This window comes from Actinoplanes palleronii (assembly GCF_016862315.1).
Lineage (GTDB): Bacteria > Actinomycetota > Actinomycetes > Mycobacteriales > Micromonosporaceae > Actinoplanes > Actinoplanes palleronii.
This window is the reverse complement of sequence record NZ_BOMS01000122.1, coordinates 47823-68153: the sequence shown is the minus strand read 5'-3', so window position 1 is coordinate 68153 and position 20331 is coordinate 47823. Positions and strand designations below refer to the sequence as shown.

Genomic DNA, 20331 nt, shown 5'->3' with positions numbered 1-20331 from the left:
CCGCCGCGAGACCGTGCCCGGCCCGGACCGCGCCGCGACTCGCGGTGCTTGGCTGGTCCTCAGGGGTGCCTCCGCGACGCGGAGGCACCCCTGAGAGCCAGCCGGAATCCTGCGCCCTAGGGGATGGTCCAGGTGTCGCCGGAGTTCAGGAGATCGTTGAGCATCTCCTCCGGGGTGCCGGTGGCCTGTGCCTGCGCGTCGAGCAGCTGTTTGCGGACGAGCTCGTCGTAGGACGGGCGCCGCACGTTGCGGAACACCCCGATCGGGGTGGTGCTCAGGTCCGAGCCGGAGAGCCGGCTCAGGGCGAACGCGTAGGCCGGGTCGTCGACAGTGGCGTCGTGCACGATCGCGGCGCCGCCCTCCTGCACCTGGAGGCCGAAACTGCCCTCCGGGTGCACCACCGAGAACCGGTCGTCGGCGCCGAACGTGATCGGCCGGCCCTGCTCCAGGCGGATCAGGTGCGCGTCCCGCGACTCGGCGTCCTTGATCAGGTCGAACGCGCCGTCGTTGAAGATGTTGCAGTTCTGGTAGATCTCGACGAACGCCGAACCCTCGTGCTCGGCCGCGGCGCGCAGCACCGACTGCAGGTGCTTGCGGTCCGAGTCGATCGTGCGGGCCACGAACGTCGCCTCGGCGCCCAGCGCGAGCGAGAGCGGGTTGAACGGCGAGTCCGCCGAACCGGCCGGCGTCGACTTGGTGATCTTGCCGAGCTCGGACGTCGGCGAGTACTGCCCCTTGGTCAGGCCGTAGATCCGGTTGTTGAACAGCAGGATCTTCAGGTTGACGTTGCGGCGCAGCGCGTGGATCAGGTGGTTGCCGCCGATCGAGAGCGCGTCGCCGTCGCCGGTGACCACCCAGACGCTCAGGTCCGGGCGGGACGCCGAGAGGCCGGTGGCGATCGCCGGGGCACGGCCGTGGATCGAGTGCAGCCCGTAGGTGTTCATGTAGTACGGGAAGCGCGACGAGCAGCCGATGCCGGAGACGAAGACGATGTTCTCCCGGGGGATGCCCAGCTCCGGCATGAAGCTCTGCACCGCGGCCAGGATCGCGTAGTCACCGCAGCCCGGGCACCAGCGGACCTCCTGGTCGGACTTGAAGTCCTTCATCGTCAGTTTCAGGGGTATCGCCGGGCTAGCCATTCTTGACCACGTCCTCCAGCATGTTCTCCAGCGTGGCCGCGGTGAACGGCAGGCCGCTGACCTGGTTGAAGGGCACCGCGTCGATCAGATACCGCGCCCGGATCACGTGGGCGAGCTGACCGAGGTTCATCTCCGGGATGACCACCCGGTCGTAGCCGCTCAGCACCTCGCCGAGGTTGGCGGGCAGCGGCGAGAGGTGCCGCAGGTGCGCCTGCGCGATCGTCAGCCCGCGCTGCCGCAACGCCCGGCACGCCGCCCCGATCGGGCCGTAGGTGGAGCCCCAGCCCAGCACCAGGACCCGGGCGGCTTCCGACGGGTCCTCCACGTCCACGTCGGGCACCTGGATCGCCTCGATCCGGGCGGCCCGGGTGCGGACCATGAACTCGTGGTTGTCCGGGTCGTAGGAGATGTCGCCGGTCTTGTCGGCCTTCTCCAGCCCGCCGATCCGGTGCTCCAGGCCCGGCGTGCCGGGAACCGCCCACGGCCGCGCCATCGTCTCCGGGTCGCGCAGGTAGGGCAGGAACTTGCCGTCCTCGGCGTTCGGGGCGGTGGTGAACTCGACGGACAGGTCGGGCAACTCGTCGACCGACGGCAGCAGCCACGGCTCGGAGCCGTTGGCCACGTAGTTGTCGGAGAGCAGGATGACCGGCGTGCGGTAGGTCAGAGCGATCCGCGCCGCCTCCAACGCGGCGTGGAAGCAGTCCGACGGTGACCTCGGGGCGATCACCGCGAGCGGCGCCTCGCCGTGCCGGCCGTACAGCGCCATGTTCAGGTCGGCCTGCTCGGTCTTGGTCGGCATGCCGGTCGACGGGCCGGCCCGCTGCACGTCGACGACGACCAGCGGCAGCTCGAGCGCGATCGCCAGGGAGATGGTCTCGCCCTTGAGCGCCACACCGGGACCGGACGTGGTGGTCACGCCGAGCGCCCCGCCGTACGACGCGCCCAGCGCCGCACCGATCGCCGCGATCTCGTCCTCGGCCTGCATCGTGGTGACGCCGAACCGCTTGTGCTTGGACAGCTCGTGCAGGATGTCCGAGGCCGGCGTGATCGGGTACGCCCCGAGGAAGAGCGGCAGCCCGGACCGCACCGCGGCGGCCACCAGCCCGAGTGAGAGCGCCTGGTTGCCGGTGATGTTCCGGTACGTCCCCGGGCGCATCTTGGCCGGCTTGATCTCGTACCGCACCGAGAACGCCTCGGTGGTCTCGCCGTAGTTCCACCCGGCCTGGAACGCGGTCTTGTTCGCCTCGACCAGCTCCGGCCGCTTGGCGAACTTGCGCTCCAGGAACCGCAGGGTTGACGCGAACGGGCGGGAATACATCCAGCTCAGCAGGCCGAGCGCGAACATGTTCTTGGCGCGCTCGGCGTCCTTCTTGGCGATGCCGAGCCCGGCCAGCGCGCCGACCGTCATCGAGGTCAGCGCGACCGGGTGCACGGAGTACTCGGCCAGCGAGCCGTCGTGCAGCGGATCGGCCGGGTAGCCGACCTTGGCCAGGCTGCGCTTGGTGAACTCGTCGGTGTTGACGATGATGTCGGCGCCCGGTGGCAGGTCCGACACGTTGGCCTTGAGGGCGGCCGGGTTCATCGCGACCAGCACGTTCGGCGCGTCGCCCGGGGTCAGGATGTCGTAGTCGGCGAAGTGGACCTGGAAACTGGAGACCCCCGGCAGGGTCCCGGCGGGTGCGCGGATCTCAGCGGGGAAGTTCGGCAACGTCGAGATGTCGTTGCCGAGCTGAGCGGTCTCCGAGGTGAACCGATCACCGGTGAGCTGCATGCCATCGCCCGAGTCGCCGGCGAATCTGATCACCACACGGTCCAGCTGCTCGACTCGCTTCGCGGGAGGGGCCACGTTTCAACCTCCAAAGAGCGCGGGCCGATCTTGTGTACGAACGTCGATGCGCCAGCCCGCGTGTCGTCACTCCCAGCCTACTTCGCCACCCCTTACGGAAGCGGGCGCGGACCGTTGCCCACAGTAGCCAGCCGGTGCTCCCGGCAGCTAGTGGTCTTGGGTAGGCTGCACGATCGTGGACGGATATCTGGGCTCCTACGCGCTCCTCGGGCTCGTCCTCGCCGCCGGGGTTCTGCTGTTCGTGGCCGCCTTCGGGGCGAACCGTCTGCTGCGCCCGGCACGTCCGGCCGAGCCCGCCGGCAAGCGGATCCCGTACGAGAGCGGCATCGACCCGGTCGGCGGTGACTGGGCACAGGCGCAGATCCGGTACTACGTCTATGCGTACCTTTATGTGCTTTTTGCGGTGGAAGCCGTTTTCCTCTTCCCGTGGGCGATCATCTTCGACCGGCCCGGCTTCGGCGGCGCGGCGATCGCCGAGATGGGCGTCTTCGTGGCGGTGCTCGCGCTGGGAATCCTCTATGCGTGGCGTAAGAAGATCCTCGGCTGGACCTGACAGGACGGGTGGCGGACTCGCCTACGGAAAGCCGACATGTCAACATCGTGCGCATGAGTCAGCTTCTGCTCTTCATTGTCGTCGCACTGGTCGTCGGGACGATCGTCTTCGGCGTGACCGTTCTCCTGAGCGGAGGCGACTCCGGGCTCACCCCGGTCGAGCCGGACGGTCAGTCGGTGCCGCTGCCCGGTGACCGCCCGCTGGGCGAGGACGACATCTCCCGGACCAGGTTCGACACCGCCTGGCGCGGGTACCGGATGTCCCAGGTCGACCAGGCGCTGCAGCGCGCGGCGTACGACATCGGCTACAAGGGTGAACTGATCGGCGTGCTGGAGGCCGAGGTGACGGCGTTGCGTGAGGGCCGGCTCGAGGACGCCGACGGCCTGCGTGCCGCCCGGGAGGCCGCTGTCGCCCCCGCTGTCGCCGCCGCCGAGCCCGCACCGGTCGCCCCGGACAAGGAGCCGGTGGCCCCGAACGAGGCGTCGGTCGCTCCGGACAAGGACGTGGACGAGAAGGACCCGGAAGGCCCCGCGGTGGAAGTGGCCGCGGTCCCGCCGGTCACCCCGCCGGCCGCCGACGAGGAGCCGGCGGAGAGCCGATGAGCGCCGGCGGCCCAGCCGACGACGCCGCAGCACCGGGATCCGGGGAGTTCACCGCCACGGTGATCGTGAACGCCCCGGCGGCGAAGGTCTTCGCCGCGTTCCTGAACTGGGAGAAGCAGTCCGAGTGGATCCCGTTCACCCGGGTCCGGGTGGTCGAGGGCGACGGCGGCGAGGGCAGCCTGGTCGAGGCGGTCACCACGCTCGGCCCGGCGGTACTCCGCGACGAGCTGCGCGTCGTCAAGGTCAACGCACCGTACGAGGTCCGCGTCGTGCACTGCGGCAAGGTGCTGCGCGGCCCGGGCTCGATGCGCTGCACGGCGATGTCCGGTGACCGTACCCAGGTCGTCCTGCACGAGTGGTTCCACCTGCCGCCCGGCCCGGTCGGCAAGATCGCCTGGCCGGTGCTCTGGCCCGGGTCGAAGCTGGGTTTCACCGGGGCGCTGAAGAAGTTCGGCCGGCTGATCGAGCAGGGTCGCCTGCCGTGACCGCGGATCTCGCGATCGGCGACGACGGGCGGGCCCGCTGCTTCTGGGGCGGGAGCTCACCGGAGTACGCGGCGTACCACGACACCGAGTGGGGCCGGCCGGTCCGCGGTGACGACGCGCTCTTCGAGCGGCTCACCCTGGAGGCCTTCCAGTCCGGCCTGTCCTGGATCACCATCCTGCGCAAGCGCCCGGCGTTCCGGGCGGCGTTCGACGACTTCTCGATCGCCAAGGTCGCGGCGTACACCGAGGCCGACGCGGCCCGGCTGATGGCCGACGAGGGCATCGTCCGGAACCGGATGAAGGTCGACGCCGCGCTGCACAACGCGCGGGTGGCCGCCGAGCTGGCCCCGGGTGAGCTGACCGAGCTGCTCTGGTCGTTCGCGCCGGAGAAGCGGCCGCGCCCGGCCGACCGCGGCGCGGTCCCGGCGATCACGGCCGAGTCCACCGCGTTGGCCAAGACGCTCAAGAAGCGCGGCCTGAAGTTCGTCGGCCCCACCACCGCGTACGCGTTGATGCAGGCCACCGGCATGGTCGACGACCACCTGATCGGCTGCTGGGTCCCCGTGATGGGATAGGGGCATGGCGCAGTGGTCGGTGATCATTGATTCGGAGCAGTGGGCGACGGAACGGTTGTTCCAGCAGGACGTCGTGGTGGTGCGGGGCGGCCCGGCCGGCGCGGCCGCCGGCGACGAGGCCCTGCTGATCGCCGACGGGAACGTGGTGGGGCTGGCCCGGGTGGAGAAGGCCGGCGAGTACCTCGCGCTGGCGTACCGGCGACGGGCCTTCGACGAACCGATCCCGTTCCCCGCCGCGACCGGCGGCCCGGTTGCCGAGGCCGACTTCCGGCGCTACGCCGACCGGCTCTCCCGGGCGCAGCCGAAGCGGAGCTGGCTGGTCAGCGTCGCGATGCCGATCGAGGCGACCGGCCCGGCCGAGGCGGTCCGGCAGTTCTGGTCGCACGTGAACGAGCTGGGCCCCCGGGAGCTGCCGACCTACGTCTGGCCGTCCGGTGACGAGCTGGCGATGCAGGCGTTCGTCCTCGGGGTCGAGGCGAACCAGGACCCCGAGGAAGACGACGAGGACGAGGACTAGCGGCCCTCGTAGACCGGCTTGCGCTTGTTGACGAAGGCCTCGACCGCGTTCCGGTGGTCCGCGGTGGCCCCGCAGATCGCCTGGGCCTGCGCCTCGGCGGCGAGCGCGTCGGAGAGCGTGCCGGCGTCACCGATCGACAGCTCCCGCTTGATCGCGCCGTACGCCACGGTCGGGCCGGCCGCCAGCCGCGCGGCCAGCTCCTGAGCCACCGGCAGCACCTGCTCGTCGTCCTCGAGCAGGCGGGTGAGCAGGCCGATCTCGTACGCCCGCTGGGCGCGCACCGGCTCGGCCAGCAGCAGCAGCTCGACCGCGCGGGCGTGCCCGACGATCCGCGGCAGCGACCAGGAGATGCCGCTGTCGCCGGCCAGCGCGACGTTCGCGAACGCCATCAGGAACGACGTCTTCGGCCCGCCGATCCGGAAGTCGGCGAGCATCGCCAGTGACGCGCCCGCGCCGGCCGCCATCCCGCGCACCGCCGCGACCACCGGCTTCGGCATGCTGGACAGCCGCTGGGCGATCGGGTTGTAGTGCACCCGGACGGTGTCCAGGTCGGTGGCGCCCTTGCCCAGCAGCTCCGCGTGCTCGCGCAGATCCTGCCCGCCGCAGAACGCCCCACCGGCGCCGGCCAGCACGATCGCCCGGCAGGACCGGTCCGTCTCGAGCTCGGCCAGGGTGTCCCGGAGGGCCTCCTTGAGGTCGACGGTGAACGAGTTCATCGCGTCGGGGCGGTTCAGGGTCAGTGTGACGACCGCGTCAGTGCGGTCGACGAGGAGGACGTCGGTCATGAGGTTGAGAATCCCACATGAGCGCTTCTATCGACCCGGGTGCAGGCAACGTTCGACGTAGCGGTCGGCGGCCGGCCGCAGCCGGGTGGCGTGCTTGTCGAAGAACGCGGCGGCGCGGATGCCCGGCCAGCCCGGTGGCAGCAGGGCGGTGGGCAGCTGCGGGTCGTGGAACAGGAACGAGCGCCACGCGTGCACCAGGCGGAACCGGGCGGCGTACGCCTCCTCGTCCGAACTGCGTGCGGTGACCGCCTTCACGACCGGCCGCAATTCCTCCTCGAACTCCCGGTACGACCGCCCGATCCGCTCCAGGTCCCAGGCCTTGCCGACGATCGCGGCGGCGCCCGCGGAACCGGCGGTGTGCGCGGCGCTGAACCGTTCGTACCCGGCGCCGGCCTCCTGGAGCACGGTTTCCACCTCGTCCGACGCGCGCGGCGCGACCCAGACCTGATCGCCGAGCGTCGCGTAGCCGAGAAAAGTGAGCCGTTCGGCGTCTCGTCGGGTCAGCGGTTGGTCACGGATCAGGATCAGATCGAAGCGCCCGTCCCAGCCGCCGCGTCCGGTTCGGTACACCCGGGCGGACGCCTCGTCCAGTCGCCGGGCCGCCTTCGGTGTGAGCAGATAGCCGGCGCCGGAGGCCATCCGCAGGGGGTGTAACCAGCCCTGTCGCACCATTCGCGACACCGCGGTACGCACTGCGGGGGCCGCGATGTCCAGCGGAGCGAGCAGCCGGACGAGGGCGGCGACCGGTGCCCGGGAGCCCCGGGTTCGCAGGTAGTCGCCGTACAGGTCGAAGAGAGCGGACCGCGCCTGCATGACCGCACATTGTGACAGCCAGAAAGGCGATATGCTAGATGCTGTCACATCCGCCCGGGCTGGGTTTGGGTTCGCCGGTGTTCATCAGGGAAAATGTTTGATCGGCACGGTGGGCCGCATTGCGTGAGGACGTGAAACGGCCTGTACGGCCGCCGGTCGGAAACGAGCACCGCGTCATGTGGGGCTGAGCACGTGACGAGGCTGCTGGCATTCCAGGAGCAAGTGGCTGTGGGGTAACCCACCGACCCTGACGTAGGTCTGAGGGGAGACAAGATGGCGGCGATGAAGCCGCGGACGGGCGATGGTCCGCTGGAGGTCACCAAGGAGGGGCGTGGCATCGTCATGCGCGTCCCGCTGGAGGGTGGTGGCCGTCTCGTCGTGGAGATGACCCCGGACGAGGCCAGCGCGCTGGGTGACGCGTTGAAGTCGATCGCCGGCTGACGTTTCACGCGAGCCCGCCGGTACGGTACCGCCCGTACCGGCGGGCTTTCCACGTCTTACGGAAAGGTCATCCTCCCGTGTTTGCTATCCGGTTGACTGCCGAGCTCGACGACTCCCGCACCTGGGTGATACCGGTCGGCGACGACCTGCCACCAGGCGATGTGGGCGCCGAGGCGGCCGCGCTGACGGCGGTCACGCCCGGCGCCGAGAAGGCCGGTGAGATCACCGTCCTGCCCCGCCCGTTGCGCCGTCCGGGCCGCGTTCTGCTGGCCGGCGCCGGGGACCGCGACGAGGCCGGCTGGCGTGCCGCCGGCGCCGCGATCGTCCGGTCGCTCACCGACGACGAGACGGCTCAGGTCCGGCTGCCGTCCGATCTGTCCGAGGCCGCGCTGCGCGGCCTCGCCGAAGGCCTCTGGCTGGGCGGCTATCGCTATCGCGACGCGCCGCTCGCCCCCCGGTCCGGGCAGGTGGAGCTGGTCACTGCCACCCCTTTCCGGTACGACCGGAGCCTGGCCCTGGCCCGCGCCACCGCGACCGCCACCTGGCTGGCCCGCGACCTGACCAACACGCCGCCCTCGACGAAGAACCCGGAGTGGTTCGCCGACCAGGTCGTCGCCGCCGCGGACGGGATCGCCGGCCTGTCGGTGACCGTGCTGGCCGGTGACGAGCTGGCCCGGTTCGGCGGCCTGCGGGCGGTCGGTGGCGCCTCGGTGACCCCGCCCCGCTTCGTCGAGCTGTCCTGGACGCCGCCGTCGGTGGCCTCCCCGCGGCACGTGGTGCTGGTCGGCAAGGGCATCACCTTCGACACCGGCGGCATCTCGATCAAGCCGCGCGAGTCGATGTGGCTGATGAAGAAGGACATGGGCGGTGCGGCCGCGGTGCTCGCCGCCACGCTCGCCGCCGCCGAACTGGAGCTGCCGGTCCGGGTGACCGCGCTGCTGCCGCTCGCCGAGAACGCGATCGGCGCGGCGGCGTTCCGGCCCGGCGACCTGATCCGGCACTACGACGGCACCACCAGCGAGACCACCAACTCGGACGCCGAGGGCCGGCTGGTGCTCGCCGACGCGCTCAACTACGCCACCGACCGGCTGGCGCCCGACACGATGATCGTGCTGGCCACCCTGACCGGTGCGAACGCCGTCGCGCTGGGCAAGCGCACCGCCGCGCTGTACAGCCCGGACGACGCGCTGGCCGGCCGGCTGGAGACCGCGGGCAAGGCGGCCGGCGAGGGGATGTGGCGGCTCCCGCTGCCCGGCGACTACGTCGAGTACCTGCGCAGCGACATCGCCGACCGGCACAGCTCACCGACCCAGGTGCACTCCCTGGTCGCCGCGCTCTACCTGCGCGACTTCATGGGCGACGTGGCGTCCTGGGCGCATCTGGACATGTCCGCGCCGGCCTGGGCCGCCGACCACGACCTCGAGCTGACCAAGGGCGCCACCGGCTGGGGCGCCCGCACCCTGATCCGCTATCTCTCAGCGCTTGACGGCGGCCAGTAACCCGGCGCCCGAGGAGATGACGGCGGGAGTCCAGTCCTCGGACTCGCGGATCGCCTTCACCGTCTCGCGGATCGTCAGGGTGTCCACGTCACGGGCGGCCGGGTCGTTGATCCGGCCGCCGGCGTGCACCCCGTTCACGATCAGCACGCCGCCCGGGCGCAGCAGCCGCAGCGCCGCCTCGGTGCACGCGGCGAACTCGGTGGTGTCCGCGTCCACGAAGATCAGGTCGTACGCGCCGTCGGCCAGCCGGGGCAGCACGTCCAGGGAGCGGCCGCTGATGATCCGGGTCCGGCCCGGCGCGAAACCGGCCTCGACGAACACCCGGCGGGCGATCCGCTGATGCTCGTGCTCGACGTCGATGGTGGTGAGCACCCCGTCCGGGCGCATGCCGCGGAGCAGCCAGATGCCGCTCACCCCGGTGCCGGTGCCGATCTCGACCACCGCCTTGGCGTTGCCCGCGGCGGCCAGCAGGCACAGCACCGAGCCGGCGCCGGGCGAGATGCAGGGCAGGCCGAGCTCGTGCGCGAGCGAACGGGCGGTCTGCAGGATCGGGTCCTCGGCCGCGTAGGTCTCGGCGAACGGCATGGAGTGGCCCGGGGTCTGACCGAAGGAGCGGGCGGGACCGATGATGACAAACCTCCGTGCGGCAAGGGGCGATGTCGCGGTACAACCACGCACATCGGATAAGAGAGTAGAGCGATGACTACCCGTGATGCACGGTGCTGTCGATGGATAAACAGCCCAGTAGGGACTCCCGGGTCACGGCTGGACGGCACGGCGCCACGGATCCGTGTCATCCTGGACACGGAGCCGGGCGAACGATGACTGGAGGCCCCACGTGACCGACGGCGGGAACTGGCGCCGGCCACCCATGGCGTCTTCTGTGCCCGGCGGGCAGCAGCAGCCGCCGTACGGGTCGCCCTGGTGGACCGACGCGTTGAACGACCCCTGGCGTGACCCGCAGGCTCCGTCCGCGGTCGTGCTGCCTCCACCCGCGCCCACCGGCGGGCCGGCCCTGGACCCGATCCCGGACCCGGACGCGCCGCGCCGGTCGTACACTCCGATTCTTTTGATCTGCCTGGTCACCGCCCTGCTGGCCGGCGGTATCGGTGGCACCCTCGGGTTTGTCTTCGCGGTCCGCGGGGGGTATGTCACCGGTGGTGGCACCACCCTCGGCGCGTCCGGCCAGGAGGCGCCGCAGTCGGTCAACCGGGCACCGGATTCGCTGGCCGGCGTGGCCGAGCGGGTCCAGCCCAGCGTCGTCACGGTGCACGTGACCGGCGCGATCGGTTCCGGTTTCGTGGTCTCCGCGGACGGCTACGTGATCACCAACGATCACGTCGTGGACGGCGCCGGCGAGACCATGTCGGTCTCCTTCAGCGACGGCTCCACCGCGTCGGCGAAGCTGGTCGGGCGGGCGCCGGAATCGGACATCGCCGTGATCAAAGTCGCAAAGTCCGGGCTGCCCCCGGTGGAGCTCGGCGACTCGGACGCCATCGCGGTCGGTGACTCGGTGCTCGCGTTCGGTTCACCGCTCGCGCTGGAGAACACCGTGACGTACGGGATCGTCAGCGCCCTGGACCGCACCATCGAGGCCGGCGAGTCCGGCGGTACCACCCGCTACTACGCGGCCATCCAGACCGACGCCGCGGTCAACCAGGGCAACTCCGGTGGCCCGCTGGTGAACGCGGCCGGTCAGGTGATCGGGGTGAACTCGGTGATCCGTTCGGTGGGCGGCACCGAGACCGAGGCCGGCAACATCGGTCTCGCCTTCGCCATCCCGGTCAACCAGGCCAAGCGGATCGCCCAGGACATCATCGACACCGGCAAGGCCCGCCGGACCGTGATCGGCGCCGAGGTCAGTGGCGGCGGCACCGGCACCGGCGGCGCGAAGCTGCGCTCGGTGGAACCGGCCGGCCCGGCCGCCGCGGCCGGTCTGAAGGCCGGTGACGTGCTCATCAAGCTGGACGGGCACCCGCTCCAGGACGGCACCGATCTGATCGCTCTGGTCCGCAAGCACGCCCCCGGCGCGGTGGTCGCGGTGGAGTACCGCCGGGGCACCAAGACCCAGTCCGCCTCGGTGACGCTGGCCGCGGTGACGAACTAACGAACCGGGTGGGGTGTCCGGGCACAGACTCCGTGCGTACGCTGGCTCCCGGACGCTTCAGGAGGGCCACTCGTGTTCGAGAATCTGAACTGGTGGGAGATCGGCGCGCTGCTCCTGCTCGCGCTGCTGATCTTCGGGGAACGCCTGCCCAAGGTCATCGGGGATGGGCTCCGGATGCTGCGCGGCCTGCGGGCGATGGCGCAGAACGCGACCACCGACCTGAGCAAGGAGCTGGGCACCGACATCCAGCTCGAGGACCTGCACCCGAAGGCGTTCATCCGCAAGCACCTGCTCAGCGAGGATGACGAGCAGGCGATCCGCAAGCCGCTGCAGAGCCTGTTCGACGACGTGAAGCAGGACCTGAACGGGGTCAAGAGCGAGCTGAACGAGACCGCCGCCGGCATCAGGGCCTCGGGTCTCAAGGGCGCCGGCACCCCGGCGGTGCAAAACACCGCGCCGGTCGAGACTCCCCGACCGGCGCAGCGCTTCGACCTGGATGCTACGTAAGAACTATCCGCCTGCCATCACACCGGCTTAAAGGCGAATTGCTGCGGAGCGAAGCGGAGCCGGTTACTTAGTGGTGACCAGCAGGCCCAGCGGCTTGCCGACCAGGGACTCGCGGCGGATCGCCAGCTGATCGGCGATGGCGTCGAGGGCCTTCGCGGCCGGCGACTCCGGCTCGGCCAGCACGATCGGGGTGCCGGCGTCACCGGCCTCCCGGACCCGGGTGTCCAGCGGGATCTGCCCGAGCAACGGCACCCGCGCACCGACCGTCTTGGTCAGCGACGCGGCGACGGTCTCGCCGCCACCGGCGCCGAAGACCTCCATCCGGGAACCGTCCGGCAGCTCCAGCCAGGACATGTTCTCCACGACGCCGACCAGGCGCTGGTGGGTCTGCAGCGCGATCGCGCCGGCCCGCTCGGCCACCTCGGCGGCCGCCATCTGCGGCGTGGTGACCACCAGGATCTCCGCGTTCGGCAGCAGCTGGGCCAGCGAGATGGCGACGTCACCGGTGCCCGGCGGCAGGTCGAGCAGCAGCACGTCCAGGTCGCCCCAGTAGACGTCGGCGAGGAACTGCTGCAGCGCGCGGTGCAGCATCGGGCCGCGCCACACCACCGCGGCGTTGCCGGAGGTGAACATGCCGATCGAGATCACCTTCACGCCGTGCGCCTGCGGCGGCATGATCATGTCTTCGACCCGGGTGGGCCGGCTGTCCACGCCGAGCATCCGCGGCACCGAGTGGCCGTAGATGTCCGCGTCGACCACGCCGACCGACAGGCCCCGCTTGGCGAGCGCGGCGGCAAGGTTCACCGTGACGCTCGACTTGCCGACCCCGCCCTTGCCGCTGGCCACCGCGTACACCCTGGTCCGGGAGCCGGGCTGGGCGAACGGGATGACCGGCTCCTCCGTGCCGCCACCGCGCAACGTGGTCTGCAGCGCCTTGCGCTGTTCCTCGTTCATCACCCCGAAGTCGATCTCCACGGTGGTGATCCCGGGGACCTTGGTGACCGCGGCGGTGATGTCGTTCGTCAGCTTGTCCCGCAGGGGGCAGCCGGCGACGGTGAGCAGCAGATCGACCCGGACCAGGCCATCGCTGACGGTGAAGCCCTTGACCATGCCGAGGTCGGTGATCGGGCGGCGGATCTCAGGGTCGTCGACGGTCGCCAGAGCAGCCTGGATCGCGTCCTCGAGAGTTGCGGCTGGTGCGGACATGACGCCCATGCTACGTCGAGGCGATATCGAGGGCAGGGGCCGAGGTCAGGGGTGGTCCTCTTCCCACTCCATACGCGCCCGCTTCTCCCGCCGATGCGCCGCCTCGTCCAGTTCATCGGCCAGCCGGACCAGCTCGTTGCGCAGGAAATCCCTGGTGGTGACCTCACCGAGAGCGATCCGCAGCGCCGCGATCTCGCGGGCCAGGTATTCCGTTTCGGCCTTCTGCATCGCCGCCCGGCGTCGATCCTCTTCCATGATCAGGCGGTCCCGGTCGGCCTGCCGGTTCTGCGCCAGCAGGATCAGCGGGGCGGCGTACGACGCCTGCAACGACAGCACCAGCGTCAGGAACGTGAACGTGTACGGGTCGAACCGCATCCGGTCCGGCGCCATCGTGTTCCACGCGAACCAGGCGCCGATCACCACGGTCATGTAGACGATGAACTTCGCCGTGCCCATGTACCGGGCGATGCCCTCCGACCACCGGCCGAACGCCTCCGGATCGAACTTCGGCAGCCGGACCCGCCCCGGCTCCCGCGGCTGGTCCAAACGGTCCCGCCGTGCCTCGCTCATGGCTCGAGATCCTCGTCCTCGTGGGCGTCCGCGTCCCGGTCCCGCCAGTCACGCGGCAACGAGTGGTCCAGCACGTCGTCCACCGTGACCGCGCCGAGCAGCCGGTGCGTGCCGTCGACCACCGGCATGGCGACCAGGTCGTACGTCGCCATCCGCCGGGTGATCTCGTGCAGGGTGAGGTGCGGTCGCAGCGGCTCGATCCCGCTGTCCACCAGGCCGCCCACGATGGTGGACGGCGGTTCCCGGAGCAGCCGCTGGAAGTGCACCATCCCCAGGTACTTCCCGGTCGGGGTGTCGCTCGGCGCCCGGGCCACGAACACCTGCGCGGCCACCACCGGGGACAGCTCCGGCTCACGGATCCGGGCCAGCGCCTCGGCGACCGTCGCGTCCGGGGTGAGGATCACCGGCTCCGAGGTCATCACGCTGCCCGCGGTGCCGGGGCGGTAGCTCATCAGCTGGCGTACCGGTGCGGCCTCCTCCGGCTCCATCAGGTCCAGCAGCACGATCTGCTCGGTCTTCGGCAGCTCGGCGAGCAGGTCCGCCGCGTCGTCCGGGTCCATCCGTTCCAGCACGTCGGCGGCCCGCTCCCGGTCCAGCTGGATCAGGATCTCCACCTGGTCGTGCTCGGGCAGCTCCTCCAGCACGTCGGCGAGCCGGCGGTCGTCCAGCGCGGCGGCCACCTCGTTGCGGCGGGCGTCCGGCAGGTCCTGCAGCGCGTTCGCCATGTCGGCCGGGCGCATCTGTTCCAGCAGCGCGATCAGGTTCGAGGTGCCCTGCGTGTCGGTCGGGCCGACCAGGCCGCGGACCCGGTTGTACTCCACCTGGTAGATGTGGCCGCGCCGGGCCAGCCGGCCGGTGTGCGCGCGGACCGCCACCCGGGTGACCATCCACTCGGTGTTGCGGTTCAGGTCCATGCCGATGTCGACCACGACGGCGTCGTTCTCCTCGCCGCCCTCCTGCTCCGGCACCACGGTGACCCGGCGGTCCAGCAGGTCCTCCAGCGCCAGCAGCTCGTTCGGCCGCTTCTCGAAGCGGCGCAGGTTCAGCGCGCCGCTGGCCAGCACGACCGCCTCGGAATCCATGCTGGTGATCCGGCCGACGGGCAGGAAGATGCGCCGGCGCAGCGCCATCTCCGCCACCAGGCCGACGATCTGCGGCGGGCGGTTCGTGGTGCGCAGCCGGACGACCGCGTCGCGGACCCGCCCCACCCGGTCTCCGTTGGGGTCGAACACCGGCAGGCCGGCCAAGCGGGCCAGATAAACCCTCGTCCCCATGGTCACAGCCCCAGATTAGGTTAGGGTCCGGACATGTCCACCGTGGCCTACGAGATCGTCGACGTGTTCACGGATCGGCCGTTCGCCGGCAATCCGCTCGCGGTGGTGTTCGGAGCCGAGCATCTGGCCACCGATCAGATGCAGACGCTGGCCCGGGAGTTCAACCTGGCCGAGACCACGTTCGTGCTGCCACCGACCGAGCCCGGCGCGACGTACCGGATCCGGATCTTCACGGCCTCGGCCGAGCTGCCGTTCGCCGGCCATCCCAGCGTCGGCACCGCGGTGACGCTGATGCGGCAGGGCCGGTTCGCACCCGGACGGGTGGTGCAGGAGTGCGGCGCGGGGCTGCTGCCGCTCGACGTGACCGCCGCGGGCGCGGCCACGCTCACCGGCGCCGCTCCCCGGCTCGGCGACCCGATCGACCCGGCCGGCCTGCTGGAGATCGCCGGCCTGCCGGCCTCGGCGTTCGCCGGGTCACCGTCCGCTGTTCCGCGCGAGGCGGGCTGCGGGCTGGACTGGACGTTTCTTCCGGTACGACGATCCGCGCTGGCCGGGGTCCACTTGGACGTGCCGGCCGCGGCCCGGCTCGGGGTGACCGGGCTGACCGTGTTCTCGTGGGAGAGCGGGGAGGCGCACGCGCGGGTGTTCGTACCCGGTGACGCGGTGTGGGAGGACCCGGCCACCGGATCGGCGGCGCTCGGGCTCGGGGTGTGGCTGGTCGGTGCGGGGTGGCTGCCGGGGGACGGGGTGTCGTCGTACCGGGTGCATCAGGGCCTGGAGATGAAGCGGCCGTCGCTGTTGAGCTGCACGGTGAGCGCGGCCGGGGGCGTGGCGACCGGTGCGACGGTGGCCGGGCACGTCTTTCCGGTGGCGGCGGGGGAGATCGCGGTTCCACCGTTCATCGGCTGATCGCCATCAGGTCAGCTGATCGCTTTCAGGCCGGCCGATCGGCGTCAGGTCAGCGCCGGACGACTTTGTGCAGGCGGAATGGTTTGCGGGTGGCCACCCGGGCCGGGGTTTCCCGGGGCGGTGCGGCGGCCGACTCGGCGGGCAGGTCCGGCGCGGCGACCAGGGTGTCCACCGCCGGGGCGATGACGAGCAGCGCACAGTCCGCGACGGCCCAGCGGGCGGCAAGCTCGGTGGCAGTGCCGGAGGCGTTCAGCCGTTTGCCGGCGAGTTGCGGGGCGAGTTCCGCCCACTCCGGGCCCTGCGGGTCGAGCCGGGTCACCGTGGCCTCGGTCGACACGATCAGGCCGCCGTGGTCGCCGCGGAGCCGGACGGTCGCCGTTTTTGCGTCGGCGAGGCCCGGGGCGTACTGCTCGCCGGGACCGGTGATCACGGCAAGGGACAGCTCGACCGGCATGCACCACAGGGCGTAGGCGGGGCCGTCACCCGTCGAGATCCAGGCGATCGACGCCTTCTTGATCGCCTCGTCCAGCACACCCGTCACCGCGCCATCCTCCCACGCTCCCACGCTGACGCAGCACCAAGCTCACGTGTGAAGTTCCGGTGCCCTCCGCACCCAAACTCCCCACGCAGATGGTCGCGCGGCCTTGTGTGTGAAGTTGTGGTGCGGTGCGCGCCCAAAGTCCCCACGCAGGTGGTCGCGCGGTGTTGTGTGTGAAGTTGTGGTGCGGTGCGCGCCCAAAGTCCCCACGTAAGTGGTTGGGCGGCGCTGCGTGTGAAGGTGTGGTGCGCGCCCGAAATCCCCACGCTCGGGAGCGGTGGGGTTAGACCAGGGCGGGGGCGTGGTCGAGCAGCGTCAGGACCTCGGTCAGGGAGCGGACGGTGCGGCCCGTGAACGTGGTGTCGGCGTCGAAGACCAGGTGATCGGCGAGGTCCAGGGCGGCCAGCCGGACCGGGGTCATGCCGACCGCGGCCGCGCCGGTCAGTTCGTGGCTGCCGCCGTCGCCGACGTACAGGCACTCCTCCGGGTGGACGTCGAGCCGCTCGCAGGCGGCCAGGTAGATCCGGGGGTCCGGCTTGCAGACGCCCAGCTCGACGGAGAAGATCTGGGCGTCCAGCAACGGCGCCACCGGGAGCCCGGGCAGGAAGGCGGGTAGCTCGTGGGTGCAGTCGCTGATCAGTGCCGTGCGCACACCGCGGTCGCGGATCGCGGTGAGCGCGCTGACCGCGTCGGCGCGGAGCCGGGTGTCGGCGCGGAGCGCGTCGACGCGGGCCGGCATGGCCGCCCGGATGGCGCCGGGGCGGGGCCGGCCGCCGGCCTGCTCGATGACGAAGCGCAGGGTGGCCTCGGCCGAGCCGTACCGGCCGCAGGCCCGGGCCCGGAACGTGCGATCCAGGACGCCGACCATCGTCTCCGGGTCGGCGCCGAGCGCCCGGGCGATGGCCGCGTGCTGAGGACCGCGCTGCACCGAGCGGGTCAGGGTGCCGAAGAAGTCGAATACCACCGCGCGGTATGCGGGCATGGAAATCGGCCTCCGGGGCATCGAGGGATGAAAATGGCCATGGGGCCGTCGGTGACTGTAGCGATTCCGTCACTGTCCGCCAACCGACAGTGGCAAACACCCCTGCTGGGCTGTGCAAGAAGCGACGGCCGGTGATGAATATGCGCTCATCAGGGCAACCGATCGCCCCGCTCACGGTGTTGGCGCTGGCAGTGGCGGTCTGCGCGGTCTCCTCGTCGGCGCCGTTGATCGCGTTCGCGGCGGCGCCGGCGCTGGCTGTCGCGTTCTGGCGCAACGGGCTGGCGTCGGTGGCGCTCACCCCGGTCGCGCTCGGCCCGCGCCGGGCCGAGGTGCGTGACACGATCCGCGGTTCGCGCCGCCGGGCCGGGATGTTCGCGTTGCTCGCCGGGGTGGCGCTGGCCGCGCACTTCGGTACGTGGATGCCGAGCGTGCAGCTCGGCACGGTGGCCACCTCGACCGCGCTGGTCGCCACCCAGCCGGTGTGGCAGGGCCTGATCGCGGCGTGGCAGGGGCGGCGCCCGTCGGCGGCCGGCTGGGTCGGCATCGTGCTGGCGGTGGCCGGTGCGGCCTGGGCGACCGGCGCCGACGTCGGGGTGTCCGGGCAGGCCGTGCTGGCCGACGCGCTGGCCGTGCTCGGCGCGATCTTCGCGGCGGTCTACACGGCGCTCGGCGAGCAGGCCCGGGTGGCGTTGAGCACCACGACGTACACCTGGATCTGTTACGGCGTGTGCGCCGTGCTGCTGCTCGTCGTCTGCCTGGCCGGGGGTGTCGACCTGACCGGGTATCCGCCCCAGGCCTGGGCCGCGATCCTCGGGCTGGTGGCCGGCGCGCAGCTGCTCGGGCACTCGATGTTCAACTACGCGCTGCAGCACACCTCGGCGACCACGGTCAGCGTCCTGATCCTGCTCGAGGTGCCGGGCGCCGCGCTGCTCGCCTGGCTCTGGCTGGGCCAGGTCCCGCGACCGGGCACCCTGCCGGGGCTGTCGCTGCTGCTGGCCGGCGTGGCGGTGGTCATCATCGGCGCGGCGCGCTCCACCCGGGCCGCCCGGGTGCGGGAGTCGCTGCCGACCTGATCATCCGTACCCCGAAGGGTTGGGGTTTGTGGAAACGGTGACGGCTGTCGTTTTTGCGGGGTTTTGCTGACATCTGAGCCGTCACTGGGGAACCCGGCCGCGTCGTTGCACGAGTGGCGAGGTTCGAGCGGGCACGGTATTGAGGGGAGATGCGATGCATCGGGTACGGCTCAGCCGGCTGCTCCTCGTCGGACTGCTCATGATCGGCGGATGTGCGGAACCGGACAGCGCCGGGGAGGCGGAGGCGGCCGGCCGGGTCGGTGGGTGGCGGACGGCCGGCTGCGAGTTCAGCCGGGCACCGGAGCACACCGAGGTCGGCGGGGTCCGGATGCCGGTCACGCCGGCGCCGCTGCGCGCGGCGATGGAACAGATCGAACAGGCCGGGCGGACGCGGTTCGCCGCCAGCTTCGCCGGGCTCGAGGTGGATCAGCTTCGGGTACGGGCGATCGTCTATCGCGTGCCGTCCGCCGCGGCCGGGTTCGACGATTTCCTGCGGCAGACCGCCGGCAACAACTGCATCGTCGTACGGGACGCCGCGCACGCGGTCACCGACCTCGGCGAGTGGCACGATCGGGTGGTTGCCGACCTGGCGTACTGGTCCGCCCGTGGAGTGCGGATCGTCACCGTGGGGAGTCGTCATGACGGCGCCGGGGTCGAGATCGGCACCCGGGACGTGGATCTGGCCCGCGTCGCACTGCCCGCGCACTACGGCGACGAGGCGCCGCTGGTCTTCGTCGAGGAGGGTCCGGTCACCCCGCTGACCAGCACACGGATCAATTCTCCGGAACCGGGTCGCTGAATTACCGGCGTGCCGGAAAATCGGCTCGGTGAGTCGCGGGCCGCCGGTGCGGCGTTCCGCGGCGGCGGGCCGCCGATTACGCCACGGTGACGCAGATGTTTGCCCCCGCCTCCGGGAGCGGGCAGGATCGCCGCATGGTCTTCGACGCCCGTTCCACCGGCGGCAGCCCCTCGCGGCGTGACGCCACCCGTCCGGCTGACAGCCGGCCACCACGGTCCGGCGTGCCTGGCAGTGATCCGGACCGGCCGGTCGAGATCACGGCCGAGGTGGTCGAGGCGGAGTTCGAGGAAGCGAGTGCGGAGGCTGCGGTGACCATGCGTTTGGATGGGAAGGTCGCGCTGGTGACCGGCGCGGGAAGCCCGGACGGTATCGGGTACGCGACCGCTCGCCGGCTGCGTGACCTGGGCGCCCGGGTGGCGATCGTGTCCACCACCCGCCGGATCCACGACCGCGCCTCCGAGTTGGGTGTCACCGGCTTCGTCGCCGACCTGACCGACGAGGCCGAGGTGGGCGCGCTCGCCGACGCGATCATCGACCAGCTCGGCGACGTCGAGGTGCTGGTGAACAACGCCGGCCTGGCGAGCCGGGCCAGCCCGGAGGTGCTCCGCCCGGTCGCCCAGCTCACCCTGGACGAGTGGAAGGCCGAAATCGATCGGAACCTGAGCACGGCGTTCCTGTGCAGCCGGGCGTTCATCGGCGGCATGTCGGAGCGCGGCTGGGGCCGGGTCGTGAACCTCGCGGCCACCGCCGGCCCGGTGAACGCGCTGCCCACCGAGGCGGCCTACGCGGCGGCCAAGGCCGGCGTGGTCGGGCTGACCCGGGCGCTGGCGATGGAACTGGTCGCCGACGGGGTCAACGTGAACTGCGTGGCACCGGGGACGATCTACACGGCGGCCTCGACGGTGACCGAGATCAAGCAGGGCCTGGGCACGCCGATCGGTCGCCCCGGCACGCCGGACGAGGTCGCCGCGGCGGTGGCGTTTCTCTGCTCGCCGGCCGCGTCCTACATCACCGGGCAGATGCTTGTCGTGGACGGCGGGAACAGCGTGCGCGAGGCCCAGTTCCGCTGATCCGTGCCGGTCTCAGGCCGGGGCCGCTCCGACGGGCCCGG

23 protein-coding genes are annotated in these 20331 nt (G+C 71.3%); 13 read left to right on the top strand and 10 right to left on the bottom strand.

The genetic code is table 11. The annotated features are described in order from the left end of the window. Window positions 1-116 precede the first annotated feature (116 nt). Both Apa02nite_RS36830 and Apa02nite_RS36825 read right to left on the bottom strand, forming a co-directional pair. The gene (locus Apa02nite_RS36830; protein WP_203829164.1) at window positions 117-1139 is read right to left on the bottom strand and encodes a 2-oxoacid:ferredoxin oxidoreductase subunit beta; all 1023 of its coding nucleotides are present in this window, start codon (window positions 1137-1139) and stop codon (window positions 117-119) included. After that, the gene (locus tag Apa02nite_RS36825; RefSeq protein ID WP_067697607.1) at window positions 1132-2985 is read right to left on the bottom strand and encodes a 2-oxoacid:acceptor oxidoreductase subunit alpha; all 1854 of its coding nucleotides are present in this window, start codon (window positions 2983-2985) and stop codon (window positions 1132-1134) included. The genes Apa02nite_RS36830 and Apa02nite_RS36825 overlap by 8 nt, the downstream gene beginning before the upstream one ends. Before the next feature lie 175 nt (window positions 2986-3160). On the opposite strand from Apa02nite_RS36825, the gene ndhC reads away from it, so the two are divergent. Genes ndhC through Apa02nite_RS36800 form a run of 5 tightly spaced genes read left to right on the top strand, consistent with a single transcriptional unit; the run spans window position 3161 to window position 5717 of the window. Continuing rightward, window positions 3161-3538 carry an NADH-quinone oxidoreductase subunit A gene (ndhC, locus tag Apa02nite_RS36820; protein ID WP_067697605.1) on the top strand — a complete coding sequence of 126 codons (378 nt, stop codon included), beginning with the start codon at window positions 3161-3163 and terminating at the stop codon, window positions 3536-3538. 53 nt (window positions 3539-3591) lie between these two features. Further along, window positions 3592-4140 carry a DivIVA domain-containing protein gene (locus Apa02nite_RS36815; protein ID WP_239164795.1) on the top strand — a complete coding sequence of 183 codons (549 nt, stop codon included), beginning with the start codon at window positions 3592-3594 and terminating at the stop codon, window positions 4138-4140. Beyond that, window positions 4137-4625: an SRPBCC family protein gene (locus Apa02nite_RS36810; RefSeq protein WP_067697603.1), complete on the top strand. Its 489-nt coding sequence runs from the start codon at window positions 4137-4139 to the stop codon at window positions 4623-4625. Before Apa02nite_RS36815 ends, Apa02nite_RS36810 begins: the two co-directional genes overlap by 4 nt. After that, window positions 4622-5200, top strand: a complete 579-nt coding sequence (locus tag Apa02nite_RS36805) for a DNA-3-methyladenine glycosylase I (RefSeq protein WP_275412571.1) — start codon at window positions 4622-4624, stop codon at window positions 5198-5200. The genes Apa02nite_RS36810 and Apa02nite_RS36805 overlap by 4 nt, the downstream gene beginning before the upstream one ends. Before the next feature lie 4 nt (window positions 5201-5204). Continuing rightward, window positions 5205-5717 (top strand): hypothetical protein, encoded by a 513-nt coding sequence (locus tag Apa02nite_RS36800; RefSeq protein WP_203829163.1) that lies wholly within the window; start codon window positions 5205-5207, stop codon window positions 5715-5717. Here Apa02nite_RS36800 and Apa02nite_RS36795 read toward each other — a convergent pair. Both Apa02nite_RS36795 and Apa02nite_RS36790 read right to left on the bottom strand, forming a co-directional pair. After that, window positions 5714-6502, bottom strand: coding sequence for an enoyl-CoA hydratase-related protein (locus Apa02nite_RS36795; protein ID WP_203829162.1), 789 nt, complete (start codon window positions 6500-6502; stop codon window positions 5714-5716). The two genes, Apa02nite_RS36800 and Apa02nite_RS36795, sit on opposite strands and share 4 nt — an antisense overlap. A gap of 27 nt (window positions 6503-6529) precedes the next feature. Next, window positions 6530-7315: a PaaX family transcriptional regulator gene (locus Apa02nite_RS36790; RefSeq protein WP_203829161.1), complete on the bottom strand. Its 786-nt coding sequence runs from the start codon at window positions 7313-7315 to the stop codon at window positions 6530-6532. A gap of 273 nt (window positions 7316-7588) precedes the next feature. Here Apa02nite_RS36790 and Apa02nite_RS36785 point away from each other — a divergent pair, with 273 nt between their 5' ends. Together Apa02nite_RS36785 and Apa02nite_RS36780 are read left to right on the top strand one after the other, a co-directional pair. Continuing rightward, a complete protein-coding gene (locus Apa02nite_RS36785; RefSeq protein WP_014694782.1) occupies window positions 7589-7756 on the top strand; it encodes a DUF3117 domain-containing protein in 168 nt (55 codons plus the stop codon). Between the two features lie 77 nt (window positions 7757-7833). Further along, window positions 7834-9255: a leucyl aminopeptidase family protein gene (locus Apa02nite_RS36780; RefSeq protein ID WP_203829160.1), complete on the top strand. Its 1422-nt coding sequence runs from the start codon at window positions 7834-7836 to the stop codon at window positions 9253-9255. Here the strand turns inward: Apa02nite_RS36780 and Apa02nite_RS36775 are convergent. Continuing rightward, on the bottom strand, window positions 9232-9840 hold the full coding sequence (locus Apa02nite_RS36775) for an O-methyltransferase (protein ID WP_203829159.1): 609 nt from the start codon (window positions 9838-9840) through the stop codon (window positions 9232-9234). The genes Apa02nite_RS36780 and Apa02nite_RS36775 overlap by 24 nt on opposite strands. 253 nt (window positions 9841-10093) lie before the next feature. Here Apa02nite_RS36775 and Apa02nite_RS36770 point away from each other — a divergent pair, with 253 nt between their 5' ends. Both Apa02nite_RS36770 and Apa02nite_RS36765 read left to right on the top strand, forming a co-directional pair. After that, window positions 10094-11362 carry a S1C family serine protease gene (locus Apa02nite_RS36770; protein ID WP_373873084.1) on the top strand — a complete coding sequence of 423 codons (1269 nt, stop codon included), beginning with the start codon at window positions 10094-10096 and terminating at the stop codon, window positions 11360-11362. A gap of 72 nt (window positions 11363-11434) precedes the next feature. Beyond that, a complete protein-coding gene (locus tag Apa02nite_RS36765; RefSeq protein WP_203829157.1) occupies window positions 11435-11869 on the top strand; it encodes a twin-arginine translocase TatA/TatE family subunit in 435 nt (144 codons plus the stop codon). A 63-nt stretch (window positions 11870-11932) separates the two neighbouring features. Here Apa02nite_RS36765 and Apa02nite_RS36760 read toward each other — a convergent pair whose 3' ends face one another. The 3 genes from Apa02nite_RS36760 to Apa02nite_RS36750 are packed head-to-tail and all read right to left on the bottom strand — an operon-like array spanning window position 11933 to window position 14925. Continuing rightward, entirely contained in the window at window positions 11933-13075 is a 1143-nt protein-coding gene (locus Apa02nite_RS36760; protein WP_203829156.1) for an Mrp/NBP35 family ATP-binding protein, read from the bottom strand. Window positions 13076-13120: 45 nt separating this feature from the next. Then, complete coding sequence (locus Apa02nite_RS36755) at window positions 13121-13645, bottom strand: DUF1003 domain-containing protein (RefSeq protein WP_067697585.1); 525 nt, start codon at window positions 13643-13645, stop codon at window positions 13121-13123. Beyond that, window positions 13642-14925, bottom strand: coding sequence for a magnesium transporter MgtE N-terminal domain-containing protein (locus Apa02nite_RS36750; protein ID WP_067697583.1), 1284 nt, complete (start codon window positions 14923-14925; stop codon window positions 13642-13644). The genes Apa02nite_RS36755 and Apa02nite_RS36750 overlap by 4 nt, the downstream gene beginning before the upstream one ends. Before the next feature lie 27 nt (window positions 14926-14952). Between Apa02nite_RS36750 and Apa02nite_RS36745 the strand changes: the two genes are divergently transcribed. Further along, a complete protein-coding gene (locus tag Apa02nite_RS36745; protein WP_203829155.1) occupies window positions 14953-15828 on the top strand; it encodes a PhzF family phenazine biosynthesis protein in 876 nt (291 codons plus the stop codon). 49 nt (window positions 15829-15877) lie between these two features. Here Apa02nite_RS36745 and Apa02nite_RS36740 read toward each other — a convergent pair whose 3' ends face one another. Both Apa02nite_RS36740 and Apa02nite_RS36735 read right to left on the bottom strand, forming a co-directional pair. After that, window positions 15878-16369: a hypothetical protein gene (locus Apa02nite_RS36740; RefSeq protein WP_203829154.1), complete on the bottom strand. Its 492-nt coding sequence runs from the start codon at window positions 16367-16369 to the stop codon at window positions 15878-15880. Between the two features lie 280 nt (window positions 16370-16649). Next, window positions 16650-17348 carry an HAD family hydrolase gene (locus Apa02nite_RS36735; RefSeq protein ID WP_203829153.1) on the bottom strand — a complete coding sequence of 233 codons (699 nt, stop codon included), beginning with the start codon at window positions 17346-17348 and terminating at the stop codon, window positions 16650-16652. Between the two features lie 134 nt (window positions 17349-17482). On the opposite strand from Apa02nite_RS36735, the gene Apa02nite_RS36730 reads away from it, so the two are divergent. The 3 genes from Apa02nite_RS36730 to Apa02nite_RS36720 all read left to right on the top strand — a co-directional run bounded on the left by Apa02nite_RS36730 (window position 17483) and on the right by Apa02nite_RS36720 (window position 20290). Next, window positions 17483-18421, top strand: coding sequence for a DMT family transporter (locus tag Apa02nite_RS36730; protein WP_203829182.1), 939 nt, complete (start codon window positions 17483-17485; stop codon window positions 18419-18421). A 154-nt stretch (window positions 18422-18575) separates the two neighbouring features. Beyond that, the gene (locus Apa02nite_RS36725; RefSeq protein ID WP_203829152.1) at window positions 18576-19220 is read left to right on the top strand and encodes a hypothetical protein; all 645 of its coding nucleotides are present in this window, start codon (window positions 18576-18578) and stop codon (window positions 19218-19220) included. A gap of 134 nt (window positions 19221-19354) precedes the next feature. Beyond that, window positions 19355-20290 carry an SDR family NAD(P)-dependent oxidoreductase gene (locus Apa02nite_RS36720; RefSeq protein ID WP_067697572.1) on the top strand — a complete coding sequence of 312 codons (936 nt, stop codon included), beginning with the start codon at window positions 19355-19357 and terminating at the stop codon, window positions 20288-20290. Window positions 20291-20331 lie beyond the last annotated feature (41 nt).